9 protein-coding genes are annotated in these 20,156 nt (G+C 50.9%); all 9 read right to left on the bottom strand.

Translation table 11 applies throughout. The features are described 5' to 3' along the window. Position 1 precedes the first annotated feature (1 nt). The 9 genes from NWF31_RS05025 to NWF31_RS04985 all read right to left on the bottom strand — a co-directional run bounded on the left by NWF31_RS05025 (position 2) and on the right by NWF31_RS04985 (position 20,156). The gene (locus tag NWF31_RS05025; RefSeq protein WP_258359416.1) at positions 2-6,406 is read right to left on the bottom strand and encodes a P-loop NTPase family protein; all 6,405 of its coding nucleotides are present in this window, start codon (positions 6,404-6,406) and stop codon (positions 2-4) included. 23 nt (positions 6,407-6,429) lie between these two features. After that, positions 6,430-8,478, bottom strand: coding sequence for a BREX system Lon protease-like protein BrxL (gene brxL / locus NWF31_RS05020; protein WP_258359415.1), 2,049 nt, complete (start codon positions 8,476-8,478; stop codon positions 6,430-6,432). Positions 8,479-8,480: 2 nt separating this feature from the next. After that, positions 8,481-10,835: a BREX-1 system phosphatase PglZ type B gene (gene pglZ / locus NWF31_RS05015; protein ID WP_258359414.1), complete on the bottom strand. Its 2,355-nt coding sequence runs from the start codon at positions 10,833-10,835 to the stop codon at positions 8,481-8,483. Between the two features lie 2 nt (positions 10,836-10,837). Next, positions 10,838-14,242, bottom strand: coding sequence for a BREX-1 system adenine-specific DNA-methyltransferase PglX (locus NWF31_RS05010; RefSeq protein WP_258359413.1), 3,405 nt, complete (start codon positions 14,240-14,242; stop codon positions 10,838-10,840). A 13-nt stretch (positions 14,243-14,255) separates the two neighbouring features. Then, positions 14,256-17,702 (bottom strand): BREX system P-loop protein BrxC, encoded by a 3,447-nt coding sequence (gene brxC / locus NWF31_RS05005; RefSeq protein ID WP_258359412.1) that lies wholly within the window; start codon positions 17,700-17,702, stop codon positions 14,256-14,258. After that, entirely contained in the window at positions 17,702-18,262 is a 561-nt protein-coding gene (locus NWF31_RS05000) for a BREX protein BrxB domain-containing protein (RefSeq protein WP_258359411.1), read from the bottom strand. Before NWF31_RS05000 ends, brxC begins: the two co-directional genes overlap by 1 nt. Then, complete coding sequence (locus NWF31_RS04995) at positions 18,255-19,079, bottom strand: hypothetical protein (RefSeq protein WP_258359410.1); 825 nt, start codon at positions 19,077-19,079, stop codon at positions 18,255-18,257. Before NWF31_RS04995 ends, NWF31_RS05000 begins: the two co-directional genes overlap by 8 nt. Positions 19,080-19,222: 143 nt before the next feature. Further along, the gene (locus NWF31_RS04990; protein ID WP_258359409.1) at positions 19,223-19,453 is read right to left on the bottom strand and encodes a hypothetical protein; all 231 of its coding nucleotides are present in this window, start codon (positions 19,451-19,453) and stop codon (positions 19,223-19,225) included. A gap of 511 nt (positions 19,454-19,964) precedes the next feature. Further along, on the bottom strand, positions 19,965-20,156 hold the full coding sequence (locus NWF31_RS04985; protein ID WP_258359408.1) for a hypothetical protein: 192 nt from the start codon (positions 20,154-20,156) through the stop codon (positions 19,965-19,967).

Below are 20,156 nucleotides of genomic sequence, written 5' to 3'. Positions count from 1 at the left end.
TTTACCTAAGGCGATAACGCTCTCGGAGTGTTTCAATGGTTCCATCGGGGTGGATAAGATAGATTTTCGCTTTTCCCGGGACATATTTCCCCAATCCTTTCTTATCGACCCAACGGTCAATCATACATTCTACAATGAGGCAGCGCCGCCGGTTCCTTAAGTATTCCAACAGAGTTTCCATCCGGACCCAAAGGCGATAGCCCTCCGAATAGAACCCCTTGTATTCCCGTTCAGTTACTTGTAAATCATTCCAGCATTCCAGAATGGTCACTTTCTCTTCTTCATTTCCTTTGCGCCAATAGTGTTTACGTTCGGGGGAGGAAGTGAGGTTGCCCCATTCTACAAAATCTTGGCCGGGAACCACGAGCGAACTGGAGAGGTTGTTGCGAAGCGGATCCTTCTGGTCAATGCCCCCCCAATCAGATCGTAATTCTCTTAGCCATCCTTTAAGTTCAAATCCTTCTTCGGCGATCTCCAGTTCATCTTCCTCCAGTGGAATTCGGTAATCATGCGGGTTGACGGCAGTCTGCAAGGCACGTAAAAGGGCATGAGCCGTTTCGGGTGTCACCAAAGCACTAGAAATGTGCATAGTCTCCGATGCGCCCCGGTTAGCCCTCCGGTACCGCCCATTCAACACGAGAAATCCGGGACGCGAGGAATCGGGAAGTCCTACAAGAGGATCAAATGCGTTCTCCGGTATCTCTCGTTCCCAATCTTCACTTTCAGGCCGTTCGAGGTGCCAATAAATATCCTCAAGCGGCACTGGATCTCGGATGTCCGCCAACCAGAAATCCGACCACGTAAGAATCCACCTCGCCAGCCAGTTCCCATAGGGGTCGCACTCCCACTCATCATGGACAACCGGGCGGTTTCCAAGTAAATAGTCCGCTACGCAGAACATGGCATGCCATTCGGCGTAGGACTGGCGTGTCTCAACAACAGGCTCACTGCCATGTCGATTAGACCACAGGTTGTAATTATATCTGTTTTTGATCCAATCACTGTCATAGCGCAGTTCCTCATTAGACACCCCCCACTCGTCGCAAATCCATTTTTCGGCGATCTGAGCGATAACGGTTGCTCCCTCCCCAAAAACACTACCTAAGGGTTCATACCAATAGGGAAGCGTATCCATTTCATCGAATTTAAACCGTAGGTTTCTGGAGCCTTTTTGCCGCCCTCTCGGGTATTGGGTTTTGGTACGCTCGACTTGGGCGTATGGGCTTTTATTAACTGCTTCCAGTTGGGATCTCTCATCATAAACATTCAGTTCCGGGTAACACTCATGAAGTGCAAGAGCCGCTGATTGAGCAAAGTGACGGATTAGAGCATGGGGTATCTCGGGTTTCAAGGCCTCCTGAGCAATCCGCTCATAATGGGGCTTCACGACTTCTGGAGCCTCTTTGGCAAGGCGATCCAGTAGAATAAAAACCCAGAGCCTCGCAGAAAGCCAGAAGAAATATTTTTGTTGGTCCCGGAACGTTGGACAGTCCTTGTCACTCACATGTGACACGAGAGCATCCACCACTTCACTTCGTCCAAGCCGCACCATGCGGCGGACAGCGTGAGCTGCGCGCCATCGTAAGCGCTTATCTGGATGGCCGAAGAGCCCCCACAAGAACCGGGCAAGTATTTCCGTAGCCTCTTTGGGAGGGCAAAGTTCCTCGCGCCATGGGCCGTCCGCCCAATCAGCCCGGATACGGGCAGAAAGGCGTTTCAGCACCCATTGAAGTACAGCCTCGGCCTCGGCAGGGGTAAGCGACGGCAGCAACTCCTGCACTACTTCATACGTAGCCTGCGCCGGTACATCGATCCACTGTGGGAGAACCCTGATGACTAAATCGAGAATATCCTTATCATGGACTCCAAATACTTCCCTGAAGCGCTTAAACATGTACGACGTGAACCTATCATAAAAGAACATCTCACCGAAACGTCGCTCCAAGAAGACCGAGGGGTTCTCCCCCCGCCATTGCCGTACACTAGGATGAGAGTTCCACCCTGCCAAGCGACTATCCAGTGCGTCCAATAAAATGCCAATGGGAAGTTTTTTGGGGTCAACCCTGATAAGGGCATCCAGCTGGCTAACGTAGTCTCTCGGGCCACAGCGAATCTGGATTTGTTTTAGAAGTTCTTTTACAGCTAAGTTACCGTATGTGTCATATTCCTTAACTTCGTCGATGGCTGATTCAATCTCATCAGGTGTTAGGAACGTTCGGCCGCCGAACACACTTACCCAATCCGGTGTCTTCTGGAGTTCCTCTTCTCTCCACTTGATGCCTTGAACCTCTGTTTTTTCCTCGTTCCGACCAAGGAAATGTACAAGTTCCCTCAGGGAGACAGCTCCCTGGGAATGGTCAAGCCTGTGTTTTACGGCCCAGGCGAGCACCGCAGAAGCTCTGGCCTTACGCTCCTCAATCGGAGCGTAAAGCTGAATGTCCTCCGCAATCATCGAGAGAAGCTTTATCGTCCGTTCTGATTCTCCTGAAACTAATCCTTGGTCCAGAATGGCCGTCGTGAGGTTTTCATACCTACGATCAAAGGGCGCAGCCAACACGCTCAGCGCCCACGCTGTTTCCGGTGAAATGAAGCCCCTCTGAACTCCCCTTAGAAGCACGGCGAGGATTTCATCCTCAATTTGTATAACTCCACGATCGTCCCACCGGCTCAGCACCGCGAAAGCAGAAGCCGTATCCAGGCAAGACAATCCTCTGAGAATGTCGTCCCATGGGAAATGGTCCCATCCGTACATGCGGCGGTGGCAGTCTTCTGCAAATCGCGCGAAATGGTATGCAAGCTCGGGAGCGGAAAACTGCGGATCGCTTGCAGCTTTTTCAGCTAACGAAGCCAAGCAGACGATTTGAGCATATGCTTCTTCGTCCACCTCAGAGGCAGCTTCCACCGCTAGTTGAAAGTAATACCCGGCAACGGCTGGGTCGACGGTGTCAGCGATACGAGCACATCGAACCAGAAAGTCTATCTGCTCGCTTGCCGTCCCGGGGACTCGCTCTAGTTCCTGACGGACCTCATCGAGGAGGTGAAGTACCTCGACATGAAGGTCTCTTTTGGACACTGCCTTCTCGGCTAGGGAAAGTTTGAGGAGAATAGCTCCTCCCACTCCTCTTCCTAGGATTACATTTTCTATTTCTCGGAACCATCTGGCGGGTTCTTCGGAAATCATTAGCGCCGCATCGGCAAGTGCCACGGCTATCATTCTATAGATGGTCATAGCGTCATGCCGCCACCTGACTTCGTAATCCCGTTCAATTTGCGCCAGGCAGTCCTTGAACCACTTCTCGAACGACTCTTTCGAAACGGTTCCCAATAGCGCGTCAGCTCTAAGTTCGTACGCCGGTAACAAGGAGCCAAAGACTTGCTTGAATTCCCTGCGCCTTCCTTCAAGCTTTTCACGTTCCGAGTAAGGAAGATCTTCTCTTTTCTGCTTGAGCTCCTCAGGGAGGAAAAGATCCACAGCCACCTCTTTACTCATAAGCTTGGCGTGTAAGATCCGTGAGCGGATGAGTACATCAACGCTCCTGCCCTGGTCTCCATGAAAATAGGGGACATAATCCATCAAGGAGGGTAAGAACAGGACTAGCAGTTCCGCTACAAGCGGCTGTAATGATTTATCTTGTGCAGCCACTTCACAAAGTGCAACACCATCCGGCAGGATTTCGTGAGCCGGTCGTCGTCCGCTCCGTCCGAATCGACACCAGACCTTGACCGCTCTCGCTACAAGCTCGATGGGTGGAGTTATATTGACTTCCCGATAGGCCCGAAGTATCGCGAGGATAATATCAGCCGGCACAGTCAGCTTCGAGAGATGATGTTCTAGATTGTGCTTCCCGTCTTCCCCTCGTAGTACTGATGAAGCAAGAAGGTAAACGCAATCATAGATGACACGTGGAGGTCTCCACCTACATATCCAATCCTTGGCCGCTTTCACCCCTTGAAGACGCAGAATTGCCTCCGCGCCGGCCGCGATGTCCTTGCTTTCAATAGGATACAAGTGCCGCTGGTCCTCCGGAACGCCTGCGAGCCACCTCAGCCAGCCATGAGCTTCTTTTAGGTTCCCACTGGCTTTTGCCTTCGTTGATTCAAACCGCGAAAGAACTTTTGCACATTGAAGAAGACCGGGAACTGGCCACTTTTGTCTACCAATATCTAGATGGAGCCGTTGAACCGTCTGCGGGTCGCCGAATCTTTCTACCAAATCGGGATTCTCCATAATTAGCTTTCGGACAGCCGCATCCGTCTTTACCGTCTCTGCAGCAATAAGCAGTAGCTTGAAGATGTCCGCCCGCTCTTTCTGGTTTGCTGCTATCTTGAGCGCAGAGCGAATCCGGTTTAACTTAATCTCTTGTTGCTCCACAGGATCCGTAACGGTACTGTCAAGTTCTTCTTCGATCACAAGGTCTCGCAGTTCTTGGAAACGCCCGGTGCAGGCCAAAAAAGTATCGAGGTGATAGGCGGCATAACGGTCCCGGTGGCGGTTCTGGTAGAGAAGATCAGCAATGCGACCTGCAATATCTTCCACATTGGAAAATCTTTGCCGCAGGTAATCTTCAAAATCCTGGTCACGGAACGAAACAGTATCGTTTTCCAACACCACACCAAATCTAATGTCCGCACAGAAGCTTTCCAAAGTTCCTGATGGAATACCTGCCAGTGCCGCGGCATAAACCAGTGGTACTGGTCTCGGCAGAACAATCAAAGCTTCGCAAATCCTATCAATGACTTCCGGAATTCCACACCGCTTCTTAGCTTCTTCAAACCATCCTTCGAAAACACCTTCAAGAGTTTTCCCGCCGGGGCGCAAGGAAGCCAAAACAGCATCTAGACCTCTCTGCCTAAAGCTGAGTGCGTACCCCTGGACTCTGGGAATACCATTGGTCAGCCGGTGGAATTCCTCTGCCTGTTCATCCGTTGCGCCTGGGAAATAGCGCCGCAGATGCACAGCACTTTCCGAAAGTTCGAAACCACCGAGTTCAAACGATTCATGCTTCGGTAGATTGAGTATTTCCTTGTTTTCCGTCCGACAAGTAACAACCAATCGTGACCCGCTGGGCAACGGTTGTTTCAGCAAGTCGTGAATGAAGCTCTTTTCGTTTTTCTCCCTGGCGGCGTAGACACTGTTGTCCGCCGCATCTATCACGATTACCACCAGTGCATCCGGGTTGAGTTTTTGTATTAATGAAACAGCTGTATCTACTCGCTTTAGCAACTCACGCAATAAATCTGCTGGCGAAAGGTTAAATTCTAACAGAAGCGGCCCTCCGGTTCGAGCAGCAAGCTCATTGGCGATCTGCAGGATAGCCCGTTTGGGCGTGTGGCGGGTATCTGCGGGGTTAAGATATGTTCCGCCTCCATAGCAGTCAAAAACGATTACCACCGAATGCTGAGGGAGTTCCTTCTCAAGCTTTTGAACAAGGATGGTCTTCCCTTTCCCGCCTGAAGAATGTAAGCAGATTGGTTTTCCAGCAGAACCAACCACGGTGCGAGCAAGTTCCGAGGCTTCCTTCCTCTCAAGAACATGTGGAGGCAGCTCAAACTTGGTCTGTGCTGGATAAACCCTCTCAAAAGTTGGACAGCCAAAAACAGGAAGAATGTCGTACTTTGTCAGGGGCTTCTGTTTCCAAGCCTCAGGCATCATACGGTCCCAGATTAAGTCTTTCAACGCTTTATACTGGGCCGAAACTTCGTTCAGGCCGTAGCGACCTAGTTCCTTCACCAGCTCGATCATCTGTCCGAACCGGGATTGCTCACCGCAGTCAGAGAAGTCAAGAACCCTCAAGAAATCGGTAAACTCATAAGACCCGAGTCCGGATGCCCGGAACAGCCGCTCAATTTCCACCCGCTCTTCTTCTGCCAGATGTTCAAGCACAGTCTTTGCCCTGAATCTTGAGGGACGCTGATTGAGCAAACTCTGAGCCGCGAAGAGAGCGCACTCGAGTTTCTTGCTGACAGGTTGGTTACTGACCAATTTCAACTTAAGTTTCCTGAGGACGGCCTCACGGCCATAAACGCTGTAATAACGTTCAAATGCCTCAGCGAGCCGGTGAATGACCGAACCTCGCCCGGTGCTGTTTTTACCCGCACAGAGACGTGCAGCCGTCCATTCTTTTCTGGGATTTCGCGTGCTGTACTTGAGCTGCGAGAGGACGACAATATCCGCCGTATTAAAACACTCTCCACCAAAGTACTCTGCAAGGTCAACTGCCAGAAGCCTGTCACCTTCGGGATCGAGTAAATCCGCCTCTTCTTTATCGGGTCCTTCTATACCCAGTGCCTTCAATCTTGTATTAGGCTCAAGAAGACTAAGTGCTTTCCGCGCCGCCCACAACAAATGGAAATCATCGCCAGCGCTGGACTCCCTTGCTCCTGATATTTTTTTAAAATCCTTCATGGTCTTTCTCCTCAAGAAGAAGTTCATTCAATAATCGCTTTAAGTAGAGCATCAGTGGCATCAGCATAAAATTCGATATTGATCTTCGTAGCCATTTCGTCAGGAAGATCAAATAGCTGCCTTCGAGAGGATATAGGCATTAACAGCGTCGTAGCTCCTTTCTCGAGAGCCAGTTCGGCCACAGCAACCGGATTTGGTATCATCTCGATTGAACCGCCAAGGTTTAAGGCCCCGACTATGATCAATCCGCCCTTTACACTGCGCTCGATTAGAGCGCCGCAAAGGGCAATCAGCACCGGTAAACCGAGTCCCTGGCCTGAACGTTCCACGTCCATAGCGCGCAATTGGATGGAAAACTCATGCGCGCGCGGATCGCGGTCACCAACCAGTTCTTTGGCCCTAACATACAAATTCTGTTCTCCGTAACGTACGCTCTCCCGAAATGCCGGCGGAACGGGTGCGTTAAGAATTTTTACCCCGCTGCCAGGACCAACGGTAACCTCTATTCGATATAAAGCTGGTGAAGCGTCCTGACCGCCGGGGCTGATGGCCCATACCTGCCCTGGAGGCAAAGGATCACTGTCAATAGTTTCATCACTATGGAGTTCCGGCGTGGAAACAAACTGTTCCACCCCATCTACTCCCATGGAGAAGCTGAAATGAGTATTTCGAAATTCAGTCTTAAGGCAGCGCTTTTGCTGTTCCTTCACCCTGCGACGCGATTCCAGGGCAATACGGACGATCTTTTCCAGCTCTTCATCAGGTATCGGCATCTCGGGATCAGGGAAAAGTAGCTTGATCAGGCCGCTAACGGTTTTATTAACGGCTTCAATATCGCGACCGCTGAGGGCACCCCCCCAGTTGACCCGACCCTGCAACACGGAAACCCGGCTACCATCACGGAGTTTGTGCCAGCATTCGGAGAGAAAGTCGCTGACCAAGCCAAAATGATCCGTAAGATGAATATTCGGGTTGAGCTTGGGAAACTCCCACCCTGGAACATAGGCGTGAATACGGTCCATAAAAGCAGTATCATCCCGCATCTCCGGCGGGAGTGGACTAAATAAATGGCCGATGCGTTGCTGCTGCTGAACATCCACATCAAAATTCCCCAGCATTACAATAGACCCGGAAGCACGAATACTTTCCTTACCGCGGGAGAATTCGCCGGAGGCCATGTACCCTTTCATAATGTTGACGCCGTCTTTCTGATCGAAGGATATACCGGATACTTCATCAAAGCACACGACATCATAGTGGCAGACAAGTCCACGTTGTCCAGTGGCATTATTCACAAACATTTTAGCCACTGTAGCTTTACCGCCTGAAATTAAATGGGAGTAAGGAGAGATTTGTTGAAACAAATGGCTTTTGCCGGTCCCCCGGGGACCTATTTCAACAAGATTGTAGTTTCGCTCTACAAAAGGCACCATCCGCAACAAGGCGATATTCTGAGCCCGTTCTGAAAGTGTATCCGGTTCCAATCCTACGGAGCGTATCAGAAGGCGTTTCCATTCGTCGGTGGTAAACTGGCTTCTCCCTCGCTGCAGCGCTGCCAGGGCGTCTACCTTTGAAAGTTGAATGGCTCGTAAGCTTTCAATGGCGAAAGGACGACCATTCTTCTCCTGGGCAATGGCAGCATCATAGACGAGGGTGACTTCTGCATAAAACCCATCAGTCAGCATGCGCTCATTTTCATGAACCAGGTTATCGGCAATCCGGACATCTTTTAGCCCCAGGCTCGGCAGTTCGGCGACGAAGCAATCGTTTTTGGTGTCCAATCGAGCCTTGATGAGGTCAATTATTTTGACCGAACCAATCTCTCTTGCCCGTGCTTTAAAAAGTTCTTCTTCACCGGTCCTAACCGTGCGATCCCTTAATTGCCTCTCAACAATCTCCAGGCCTTCCTCGATCTCTTTTTCATCGACAGTTGCACAATACCGACCGAGCAGGAATTCTACCACGTATGTAGGCACAGGATACAGCCGGCTATATTTTCGCACCAGGTCCTTTCGTACTATAAACCCATCGAATATAAAAGCTGCTAGTTTATCGAGAGCGTCAAGCTCCATATTTAGTCCTCACCTCCAACGGTGGTTGCCTGCTTTGCAAGCACGCGTCCTGATGGGTCGAACAGGACAAGACTGACTACAGTACCCTCGAGGGAATCGTCCGCGACAAGGAGTCCAACACGTCCAGTGGAATCAATCTGCTTGGGCGTAGTAATACTGGAATTCGGATCATTGGGTTTTGTCCGAAGGTCGGCTATGACTTCGGCACTGCTGGCATCAACTGCAACGCGACAACGCATCCCAAACCATTGAATTTCCCTTATACTAGCCGTTACCGGGGCTAGTTCGATCGAATAAAAGGCCAAATCAGGAATAAGGCATTCCTGAAGGCTTACGCCTCCGTGAGCATATTCGTTGCCGTTTATGAAACAATATACCCCCGGAGCAAAAGCGATGTGCTGGTATGCATTCCAGTACCATCCGGCAGTCGGTACATCAACACGGGTTCCTGGCCTGATGGCGGCGCATCTTGTCCAGCGGCTTTCGGTGAGGTATTTGGGTAGTTTCATGGCCGGCAGCCCACCCGGAACTAAAAGCCACCCGTGGTCCGTGACAATGCGCACCTGCTTCCAGCCGGCCTCCAGTAAATCTTGGATTCGGTCTAGAATCAGCTCAAGCTGTTCATCGATGCGGGCAGCGAGCCTGCTTTGCAATGTATGACCCAATCTGTCAAATTCGCCAAATTCCGTCCACCCACGTGCTCCAGGCTCATCCGGGTTGCCCGTCTCAAAGGAATTAAACACCTGATAGCCTGCTTCCGTTAAGAGCTTGCGGAACCGGTCGGTAGTTAGGGGAAGATTGACCTCACTGACCTCCGGAATAAATTCTTCGCCAAGTAGATCGCCGGAAAGCTTTCCTGCTATTGGGGAGACTGCTGGTTTCGCCGTTGCAGTTACCGTGGGCAGTCCGGCCCAGCGCCAATTTATATTTACCTGGAGCTGTCTTTCTTCGGCCATGGCAACCAAACGCTGGGCAATATCAAATCGAAGTCCGTCCACAAAAAGCAAACACTGCCCAGGATTGGCGGCAATTAAAGTTTGGTTTTTGCTGGCAACGTTCGGCAAAGGGAAGGTGGCAATTAAATCTTGAAAATGCCGGGCTGCATCCTCTAGCCAGGGCAGATAAATACTGCGAATAGCAACTTGTATTGCCCTCGCATCCTCCGATGATTTTACGCTACTAATTGCCCTCAATACGGCATCATCGGCCAGATATTCCCCCTCCGTATACAGATCAGCCATTGCTTTTGGCGAGTGGCCTCCAAGGCCTTGAGCTGTTTTTCGGGCCAGGGTTACGAGGTGTTTTAAGGCCACGGCCAGCGGGCTCTGTCCCAGCCGGGCCCAGATCCACTCCCTCCGTGCACCGTGTTCCTTCTCGAGTTCTTCGATTCTTTGTCTGGCATCAGCGGGAGATAATCTTTCCAATTCCAAAAGACTCTGCCTCAGCGAATCCTCTTCCGCCTCGTTTTCGTCCGGCCAGGGCTCCCTGTCAAATATCAACCTTGCCGGTTTGGCGCGCCTTAGAAGATCGGGAATGCCGGGGTAAAGTGCTGGTGATTCTGCGTATCTTTCCCATAAGGTCTGCCAGGCTTCTGTATCCCGCAATCCCAGTTTCTCGGCAGCGACAAGTTCGCCCTCCCCTTCCGGGTCGAAACCATATTCGGCCTTACAACGGGAACAAAATGCCGCCCACTTGTCGTTACCCCATTTCTCGCGCGTATGAACCGGGTCATTCAGCCATAACAGCAAGTCCCGGGAGGTATCTGCAACCATCAACTTATCAAAATCCTCAGCCTCCAGGCGTTTACCTCGCAACCGTGATACAGGGGTGGTGGCCAATTGCGGTAGTGCCCGAAGCATCGCCTGTCGGGTGTGCTTATCCTTAGCTACATCAAGGCCCAGACCTTCTTCCGACACAAGAAATGCCTCAACTGTCCAGTCTTTACCGTTACGCTGTGTCCAAACCGTCCCGCGATACTGCAGTTCCACCAGCGGTTTGAGGCTGTCCGGACACTCCTCGCCGGCTCGGAGTACCTGCCGGCTCACGTTTGGCATGTAAATGACTGGGATGGCTTTATCCGGTAGTTCAACTTCAGGTAGCATTCGTTCAATGACACACCGCAGCCAAATTGCCGGTCCGGTTTTTTCTTCCGGATTATAATCTCCCAGGGTCAAAAGTTCCGGCATAAGTGAACGCAACTGGGATACCAAAGGCTGCCATTGGCCGTCAGCATCGGTCCAGAGAATCGCTGCTGGCGGGACAACGGTACCGGGATCATACCGGCCGGCTCGAAGCAACGACTCACGCACGGCTTCTAGAAGTGTATTTGCCGACATTTCACTCGTCCTAATCGACATAGTTATCTACTCCTGTTCACCGTCTCACGTGCTTTTCTTTTCTCTTCATTGGTTAAATGCACATCATTGACCCGGTCGCCGGTAAACTTACCATTCTTCCAGAACCAGGGAAACTGTTCTTGAGGACGCGTTGGTTCTTTGCCGCGGTCCTTACCCCAATTAATATTTGGTTTCCACCGGAGGATGCCGGCACCTTTCCGGCCGCCAGGAATATCAGAAGCCATAAACGGCCGGATGTTGATCCGCACTCCGTCGTTGATATCCGGTTCCCAGCCGATGGGCTGCTTTTCGATAGGCTTCCAGCGAACGAAAATGTCGAAAGGAGGTTCACCTTCGAGGATGGCAATGAGGCGTTTTTGCAATTCTAATGCCGCTGCCAGCCGGTCCTCAGCACCACCTTCGCCCCGCTTCACCCCATCTTTCTGCCGGGTAATCCACTCACCGAGATAACTATAAGTAAGGCTTTCTAAAACCTGCCTGCCTTTGCCATTACCCTCGGCAAGCTTGTGGTAGTTGACCAGGGCATGGAAACCGTCGCGCCGGCGCCCGTCCCAGATATGCCAGATGAAGGGCCGGTGATGGAAGAGCCGGCAGTGTTGCTCAAAGAAATCGTTACGAAGCCATTCGTCAAGCTCCTTCGCTTCAGAACCCGTTGCTGCGATAAGTTCCTGCTCTTTAATTGGCGACCAGTCATCCCCATATGCGGCGGCGAGTAACGCCCGCAGGCGTTCGGCAGCCGGGTCTTCTCCGCGAACGGAAGGGATGCACACTATGCCGTCACTATCGGCATAATCTTCCAGCTCCCTGCAACGGTGTACCAACTTGCGTGCTTCCGCAGACAACCGCATCGAATCATCCAGTTCCGCCGGCCAGCGGTAGCCCAGAAGGCGGGCCATTGCCACTTGAAGGGGGCTGGTAGAAACTGCCGGATGGCCGTGGAAGATCCACTGTGTCGGGTCCTCCGAATAAGGTTCGGGAAGACCATTGGGATACTTTTCGGCGGCTACTTTCTGCCAGTATTCCAGGTCGAAGGGGACTTTAACCAATGTCGCGTTTGTTACGTTCAGTTTGTGGTCAATCTTGCGTACAGCTTCGTTATATTCCGGCGAAGAACAGAAGCACCAGATGGCGGGGAGATGGGCGGGATCCTTTGGAATAATTGGTGCGCTATTTGTATCCCACGCCTCACCCGTGTATAGGGTTACTGGAAGCTGCCGCATTTGTGATACATGAACTCCTTGTTTTCCCCACACATGGGTACCTCTAACAAACGATCCTGGGTGATTGACCAGAGCACCTTCGCCATTTTCCCAAAGTAAAATATGTTCTCGTCCGCCATAGAGCTTCGTTTGTTCTACAGTACTCAGTTGAAAGATCCATTCATCCCCAATCTTTGACAACTCCCAAAAAGTCCTACCAAATCTTGGATAGTCACCGCTCCCTAGTCCCCAGTAACTGTCAGCGTACTTTTCTAGTAATTCCGTTTCTCTTTCTACGCCCCATGCGACTCGTGAATCCGGATTCTTCAACTGCTCCGCCTGTACCACGGCTTTGAACCCGGCATTTCGAAGTAGTTCAGCTTTTTCCCGCACCGCTCGGGGGGCGGTGGCGTCGAGGCCGGCGAAGGCGTGACCCTCACGTGGAGTAGAAGCGGAAATGACTAGTAAAGCAACATTGACCACCTCACCTGATATAGCTTCGAATGCACCCGGACCAAGTTTAGCAACGATATCCCATTTTCTCGTTTTCAGCATCCGGGTTCGAAACTTCTTGTAGGTGGTCAAGAATAGCCAGTTTTGCGGCATGACCAGGGCCGTTGTCCCGGCAGGTGAATTGAGGTGAAGCAGGCGGTCCAAAAACACAGTGGCAATATCGTTCTTAGCCTCGTCGTAAAACTGCGCGCAAAACTCCTTAAGCTTGTTGACCTGTTTACCCCGGGCCAGGTACGGTACATTGGTTATTATCAAGTGATAGCGCCCGCCAAGAATCTGGACCGCATCAGCGATACCGCAGGCGGCAACGCCTAACTCGTGTTGCTCGTAGTCGTCTCGCTCCGCGGACAATACTTTTTCCAGCAAAGGGCGAAGTTCATCAAACCCGGCTTCAACTAGGTTGCTTTTAACAACGTAGCCGGGATCGATAAGGCTTCCTAAAATGGGCGCATCCCGGAAAAGGTCATAAAGCCGGGCCATACCGTTACGGAGGCGCTCGTCATCTCCCACTAGGGCAAGCCAGTTTTCCTTTTTCGTATTTGGGGCAATGCCGGAACAGGCTATTCGCAACTGGGGCAAGGGACGGTATCCGCCGGCGCCGGGATAGGTCCACGCCGCCAGCGCCAGGGCAAAGGCGGCGATCTGTGTACAGCGCTCATCGATCTCAAGGCCGTGGAGATTGTCTCTAAGGACGGCGTCACATGCCTCCCGGGCCGAAAGGCCTTCCTCGGCCATACGAAGCGGGACTAAATGATAAAGAGCCGCCACAAGGAAATGGCCCGAACCGCAGCATGGGTCCAGGATTTTGAGCTCGGCTGCCCGTTTCGGCCAGCCCTCGAACGTGCCAGCGGCAGGACGCCACGGCCCCTCCCCATTGCCGGTTCGGACGAAACGAAGGTAATCCCAGGTTACACCGGGTAATGAAACCGCCTTACGAAGCTCTTCCTCACTTTCTGCCTGCCCGGCCAGCTGCGGATTCTCCGCCAGTACCCTGCCCGCGTACCAGGCGCCAATGGTATTGTGAATAATGAAGTTGACCATATAAGGCTCTGTAAAGAGCTGGGTGACAGCCGGCAGTTCATCGGCGCCAATTTTATTGCCCGACTCATTCACCTGTTTCTTCCGCTTGCTCTGCCAGAATTGGTAGACCCATCCGAGGGCGTCGCTGGCTTTAAAGATATCTGGCTCCAGGTCGTCGAGCAACTGCTCCAGCTTCAATTGATATTCGTACGGAAAAGTAACTTGCAGCACCGGGTCATCCAGGCGAAAGATCTGCGGCAGCATCTGCTGGGCAAAACGGCTGGCCAGGGTCCAAAGATCGGTACCTTCCTCCTTGGCCAGCTCCTCACACTCTTCCAGACTAACGGTCACCCCCATCTCCGGCTCGATGAGGAGGTCATTTTCCGCCAGGAAACGGGCAAAGAGCATCCGATGCCAGTGCTCGTAAGCACACTCCTGAATCAGATGCGTGATTTCCAGTTTTCCGCTTTTGTCCTGCTTATCCCCTAGTTGCCGTGCCCGGGCACGAAGGTGGTTGCGAAGCCGACGCTGTTCTGGACTCATATGGCTGTAAGGCTCGTGATGGTGCACGGCCAGGGCCTCCAGGGCAGCCTTGGCTCCGGCTTCGGCAACATCCCGGGCTTCGACGACTGTACGTTCAAGTTTATTTCGCTGTTCTACTGATAGTACCGGCATCCATTTCCTCCTCCTACGAGATCACGATGGGGCCGTTCTTAATCCTTTCTAGAAGTTCTCTCTCAATTTTAGCCACCCAGGCTTTAACATCATTTTCTGTCCTCAGAATGCTGCTGGTCAGTTTTACCTTTTGCGTTTTTGGCTCAAGCAGCTTTGCAGCTGCCATGGCAGCATTGCTAAACTGCTGAGGAAGGGCATCTGTCCTGGTTTTCCAGCTAGACAGAGGGGTTTCCTGGAGGCTTCGAAGCAAGGACTCGTCATCTTCTATGGAAAGCCGGGGAAGGCTGGCAATACCTTCAGCCTCAAGAATCTTTTGCTTTTGTTCTGGAGGTAGTTTCTGCCAGTTCTCATTTACCTCAAGGGCCGCTCTCTCCCGGTTATATACCGTCTCAAAGTTGGCGTAAGCCTGCCTAACAGCGGTACGGAGCACTTTGACGACTGCTCTGTGAATATCCGGAACCGGATCGGGCTCTTCTAACAATCGACGTTCATCGCGCACAGCATTGGCCTGTTTTTGCAGTTCTTCCGCTTCAGGAAGGCCACGGGCGTGTCTCAACAGGATCTGAAGTCTATCCCACGCAGGTTTGCGCTTTGCCGCCAGCTCCGCCAATGCTGACCAGTCCTGCAGTTGCTGGGACAAGGTGTCAAACTGTTCCAGTATCGCTGCAAGTTGTTCGTTACCAGCGAGCCCCCGCATTGTTTCCAAATGGGTCTTAGGTGGACGCTCAGGCATTGGTGGATCGCCGCCGGCACGATCGGCCAGGTCCATAAGCTTGGCAAGAAATTGCCCGGCTACAGAAGATTCCTCCCCCGCCTTGCAGCTAAGACCTGCTGTTTGAAAAAGCTTGCGTAGCTTCATGCGGCTGCGGACATCTATGGTTACCGTTTCTACTCGGAAGTCGGTAGCCGAAATCTTAGCTTGATCCAATTGACCACGGTCAAGCTGGACTCCTTTATATATAGCGCGAAGATGTCCAGTGGTAAAAAGCGTAATCAAAGCAGCGTCAATAGCATCACGCGGCCAGCCATAAGGTGCTTTTTCAAAGGTTTCGCGAATTTCCTTACCTGTCTTGCCGGATCCGATTTCAGAAAGAATAGCTGAACAGACAGGGTGTTTTTCGGGTGCATCATTCCAGCCTACAGCCTGGAAGGCGGCTTCGTCACCGTTCTTTGCCCGATTGATAACAGTCGGCCACCGATCATCATCGGCATCCCGGAAGTTCGGAAAGAAGCGGTCCAAGGACGCTTCGGCGGCTGCCTGTACTTTTTCTTTTATGGACAGTTCAAAACGTTCCTGTCCCCCGCCTTGAAACACCCTAGCCGCATTAATTACATCCTGGATAATGCTATCCCGGGTAGCCTCTGCCGTTTTCATACGAGTGGACATAGCATCGCGAGCTTCCCGTCCCTCTGGAGTTGTAGGAGTACCCTTAAATTCGATGGTCGCTTTAGCCGCCTCATAATCAATAATCGCTTTTTTTAGGTCTTCGGCACTTGTTTTCGGAATATAGACGAAAATAGTCGGGCTGTCATTACCGGCCGCCCGGGCATCGGCCACAACAGTACTTTCGTTTTCTCCCCAGCCGTCACGGACCCAAACCGGGATTTCGTGTCCTTTGGTTTCGGGTGGCTCGCTGCCAAAATGAATCATTAGCTTACGTGGTTCATTGCATTTTCCCTGGCGCAGTTTAATATTGCTGAGGACATCCATACAAGCTGCGTTTAACAGAGCCGAACGTTTACTGGACAAAGCCGTAAGATCATTATTTAGCCGTGTTTGCCTGTTACGGAATTCACGGTCCCATTCGCTGCTTTCCCGGGTCTGAAGACTGTATTCCTCGTCCAGCTTGATAAGCTTTCCTTCCTCAACCAGTTTCTCAAGAATCCGTGGAATCTCTCTGCGCAGGGCAGGGCCATCACTGGCCAGGTCGCTTACCAGAAGATCTGCTAACATATCCGCGGTAGCACGGACACCAATATCAGCAACGGCTTCACGAGGGAGTTTGCGAATGAGGAATATAAGTGCGCAAATACGCTTGGCTAACAAACCTTCCGGAGTTCCATCGTCCAGATTACGAATGGTTTCGTCAATTTCCCGTAAAAGAACCCCAGTGCGAAGCAAGTCCGGCTGGAGTTGGTCAAATATGAAATCAGCCGGCACGACCGTACCCAGAGGTTTTTCGGCAATCTCCCGGACAGCATCGTGAACAATACGGAGTTGAGTACGAAGTTGGCTACTGGTTCCTGGAACGTCAACGGCACGAAGGACATGCTCCCAAAATCTGCGGCGGACGGGTAAAAGGGGATAGTCTTCGACGATAATGCTCCGGTCTTCACTTCGGGGAGCAATTCGAGTACCGACAAGATGTCGGTCAATTTCACCAGCGTAAGCATTTAATATTTCTTCGATGGCCTTACGCTTATCTGCTTTTTTGGCCAGCACTACCCGGCGAGTTACAGTTTCAACATCCGTATCAGAGAGTTCCACAGGTATTGTAAAACGATCCTTCAATCGCTGAAGAAGCGGAAGATTACCGCTCAGCGCAGTCTGACCAGCCCCTATAAGCAGTATTCGGCTATCAAGCTGCTTGCAAAGAGCTTCGGCTACTTCTTGCACATCATAAGAACGAGCCGTACTGTCACCTATAAAGAGCTGGACTTCGTCGAGTACGATCGCCGTGCAGGGAAGTTGACCGTTTACAGAAAGGACATCACGAATGATCTGGATGAATTCGGATGTCGAAATATCGTCTACATCAGGAAACTGGGCACGAATAGTGGCTCGCACCTGCTTGAGATCGGAGGCAAAATCAGGGTCAGCCTCCAACAGTGCTTTGGCTATTACCGGACTGGCATATAAATGACGAAGTTCTTGCCGAAAGTCCTTGCCTGAATCTTCCACAACCTTTTTAACCTGACTGTAGATGCCATTTTTTTGAAGCCAAAGGCAAAATTGGGCTTGGGGAAGAGACTCGGGCAGGCCTTTCGAGCGAAAGATAATACTGAGAACAGCTAGACGAAGACTTTTCCCTCCACCGGACGGCAGCGTCCCCCCCGCAGCATGAAGCCCACCACATCTTTTCCCTAACGTATCCAATTCTTTAAGCAAATCTTTTACTTCCACCGGTAACCTGGCCAGCTCACGGGCAGTCGCTCCATCAGACTCAAATTTGGTGTTAACCCATAAGTGGCGGAGCATCTTCAGAAGATGTGATTTACCGCTACCAAAAAAACCGCTTACCCAAACGGCTGGCTGGCTTGTCGAATCCGCATTGCTCAGGTAAGACTCAAGAATGCGTATAAGTCCGTCTTTATACTGCCCCTCGCAAACAAAATGCTCCAGTTCATAGCGAAGGGTTTCAATCTCTTTAGAAGTGGCCGCTTCAGTAACTGTAGCTACGCCGTCATTAAGCAATTTTGAAACAATAGGGTCACGTTGAAAAATCTCCCGGTTCTTCATCAATCGCTCACCCCATTATGTAAAGTGATGGGAATGGCCAGGTAATTCCAACCATCTCGTGCATCGAGAAGACGATAATTGTTATTTTCAAATTCGCCCGGAAAAAAGACTACCAATCGCCCACGAATATCTCTTACTACTTCTTTCAGAACCGCCGATACTTTAGTGAATCCGTACAGGCTGGCAACGCCATAAACAGCAACCACAGTGTCAGAGTCAACATCTTCACCAGTAAGTACTTTACGGAGTTCATTGGCTGCAAAATGTGGGAATTCACTCTCAAGGGGTATCGCCAGATTTTCGGGCTCTTCGAAATAAACTTCCTTGTATTCTAACCTGCTCATCCAGCGGGCGAAGGTTTGGGTAAAGTCAAAGGATTTCCATTTATGTCCAGATTCAATGGTCGCCATCTCGAACAATTCTAACCTAGCACGGAGTTTACGCTCATCGGCTTTAGGATAGACAACAAAAATTATCCTTTGCTCACCAGCCAGATTACGCTGCCATGGCGCAGCAATATGGTTACGATAGCGGTTTGCCAGCTCCTCAATTCTACTCACGGATCAACCTCCTTTCATCCTCAGTTAACATACGGTCAACTGAAACTTCGATCATACCGCCGGAATAGCTTATATCCAAGAAACCAAGGCGCTTCGCATCCATTGCCAAGGAAATAAGTTCCTCTGGGGGTGTATCAAGTACCTTTGTCCATAATGTTTTGAATAAACCATGACCTCGAACTCCAAGTAGGTAACCCAAAAGAAGAGCATATGCGGTGACGACAGGTGTAGGCTCAACTTTTTGGCGAATCTTATGAACACGGCCTTTTAAGTGTCCTGACTGGGTCCAGGAGGAGGAAGCGTTACGCACAACCTTATCAAGCGTGCTGTCATTTAGGCGGTTCCTAGTACTTTCGCGAAGGACATCTATCATCTGTTGCCGGGCCAGTTCTTCCCCTGGTTGCATCCGGAGAATGGGGAGGGATGTAACTCGTAGAAGGGGATCCCGGGCCATAGCAGTAAGTAAGGCAAGAAGTGGGCGACCTTTCTCATCTGCGTACCAGCAATAACGCAAAATCCTAAATATAGGCAGCGATGGATCGAGACCGTATAATTCCCTCATACGTTGACCGGAAAGTCTTCGGGTCGCAGCTGTCCGCTTGCCCAGGCAATTGTAGTCAACAATTGCCGTTACATAGTCATCACGCGTCGCATCTTCTGCACATTCATGAAGTAATAACGATAACTCTTCCAGCATAATGGTTCTGCTCGTGTGGGTTCCTTTATCACCAAAACGGAAGCCTATCTCCTCCCAAAGGGAGTAAGGTAATGAGTCTGCATCCTGTTTTATGTCGGCTAAAATTGGGTCATTCTTCATGTATTTTTGCACCGTCCTTTTTTGCCGGCAAGTTTGCCGGCAAAATTATTATACCTGATTTTGGTGGTATTGGCAAGTAAAAAAATGGAGTTTGGCGTCAAGAAAAAATCACGCCGCCTGAACCCAGGCGGTGTCAAACGATGTTAATCAATTAAATCCATTATTCTTTCAACAGCGACGCTCCAGCGTTCGCCAGTCCCCTTTTTCTCGACAACCACGTGCGTCTCGGGAAAAAGAGAGCATACTCCTACGACCTCAATAATTCCGCCGTCTCTATCGAGATAAGTTTTACCTACCAAATTTCTGTTATTGGGCAAGGGCTTTCCGGTTTTAATATCAATTTCCACCCAATTTACGAACTTGCGGTCAGTCATCAGCGTTCCTCCACAAGGTAAAATTCAGGACAAATTCTTTTACTTTCTGAGTATCATTTTTCGTCCCAAGAACTCGCGCCGCTCGTTGCGTGAGGCTAGTCACACGAGCGGCGCGAGTGCCGACGCCGCCTAGGGTAACTTATTAGTATTCCGATATTCAACGATATTTTCGTTTTGCCAGCGCCAGTTTTATGTTTTGATAGAATAAGTTGTCATAGCTTAGATTTACTCGATATTGCTTATAAAATAACGGTGAGGTAATTGATTTGCAAAGCGGCGTCTTAGAAGATATTTTCTATCAGGTGTTCTGGGAAATCCCGTTCATGGATAAGCACGCGCTTTCATGCGGTGTGACACAGCCCGATCCCTTGGCTCTCAAAGGCTGTTCGGCGCTTGTGTGACACAACAACTGTCTTTTGCAAAATTAGTGTGACACGTCTTTATCCTTTGCGCCGTAAGGGAACTCCGGCCTTTCTGTGACACACGGTTTTTTGATGGAAATTTTTCCTGATTAGGAGTGCCTTGAGCCTCTGCTTACGGTTTCTTCGATTATGCTCAGCTGTCTATCGATTTCAGTGAGCATTTCCTGGATGGTCTGCCAGCGAACCGGGTGCAGTCGAATTCCACCCAGCCGGGCCTCAAGGTTAACAAACCTCTCTTTAAGACCCTGGCACAGGCTTAATGCTTTTTGAATTGCCTCCAT

Origin of the sequence: Neomoorella sulfitireducens (genome assembly GCF_024733845.1) — a bacterium.
GTDB classification, from domain to species: domain Bacteria; phylum Bacillota; class DSM-521; order Neomoorellales; family Neomoorellaceae; genus Neomoorella; species Neomoorella sulfitireducens.
The sequence above is the reverse complement of the archived record's forward strand: the minus strand, read 5'-3'. Positions and strand labels throughout refer to the sequence as shown.

What these genes read in the sequence shown, in the direction of transcription:
- NWF31_RS05025 (WP_258359416.1), bottom strand. Translation starts at nt 6,406, where the DNA reads ATGAAGGATTTTAAAAAAATATCAGGAGCAAGGGAGTCCAGCGCTGGC.
- brxL (WP_258359415.1), bottom strand. Translation starts at nt 8,478, where the DNA reads ATGGAGCTTGACGCTCTCGATAAACTAGCAGCTTTTATATTCGATGGG.
- pglZ (WP_258359414.1), bottom strand. Translation starts at nt 10,835, where the DNA reads ATGTCGATTAGGACGAGTGAAATGTCGGCAAATACACTTCTAGAAGCC.
- NWF31_RS05010 (WP_258359413.1), bottom strand. Translation starts at nt 14,242, where the DNA reads ATGCCGGTACTATCAGTAGAACAGCGAAATAAACTTGAACGTACAGTC.
- brxC (WP_258359412.1), bottom strand. Translation starts at nt 17,702, where the DNA reads ATGAAGAACCGGGAGATTTTTCAACGTGACCCTATTGTTTCAAAATTG.
- NWF31_RS04995 (WP_258359410.1), bottom strand. Translation starts at nt 19,079, where the DNA reads ATGAAGAATGACCCAATTTTAGCCGACATAAAACAGGATGCAGACTCA.
- NWF31_RS04990 (WP_258359409.1), bottom strand. Translation starts at nt 19,453, where the DNA reads ATGACTGACCGCAAGTTCGTAAATTGGGTGGAAATTGATATTAAAACC.
- NWF31_RS04985 (WP_258359408.1), bottom strand. Translation starts at nt 20,156, where the DNA reads ATGGAGGCAATTCAAAAAGCATTAAGCCTGTGCCAGGGTCTTAAAGAG.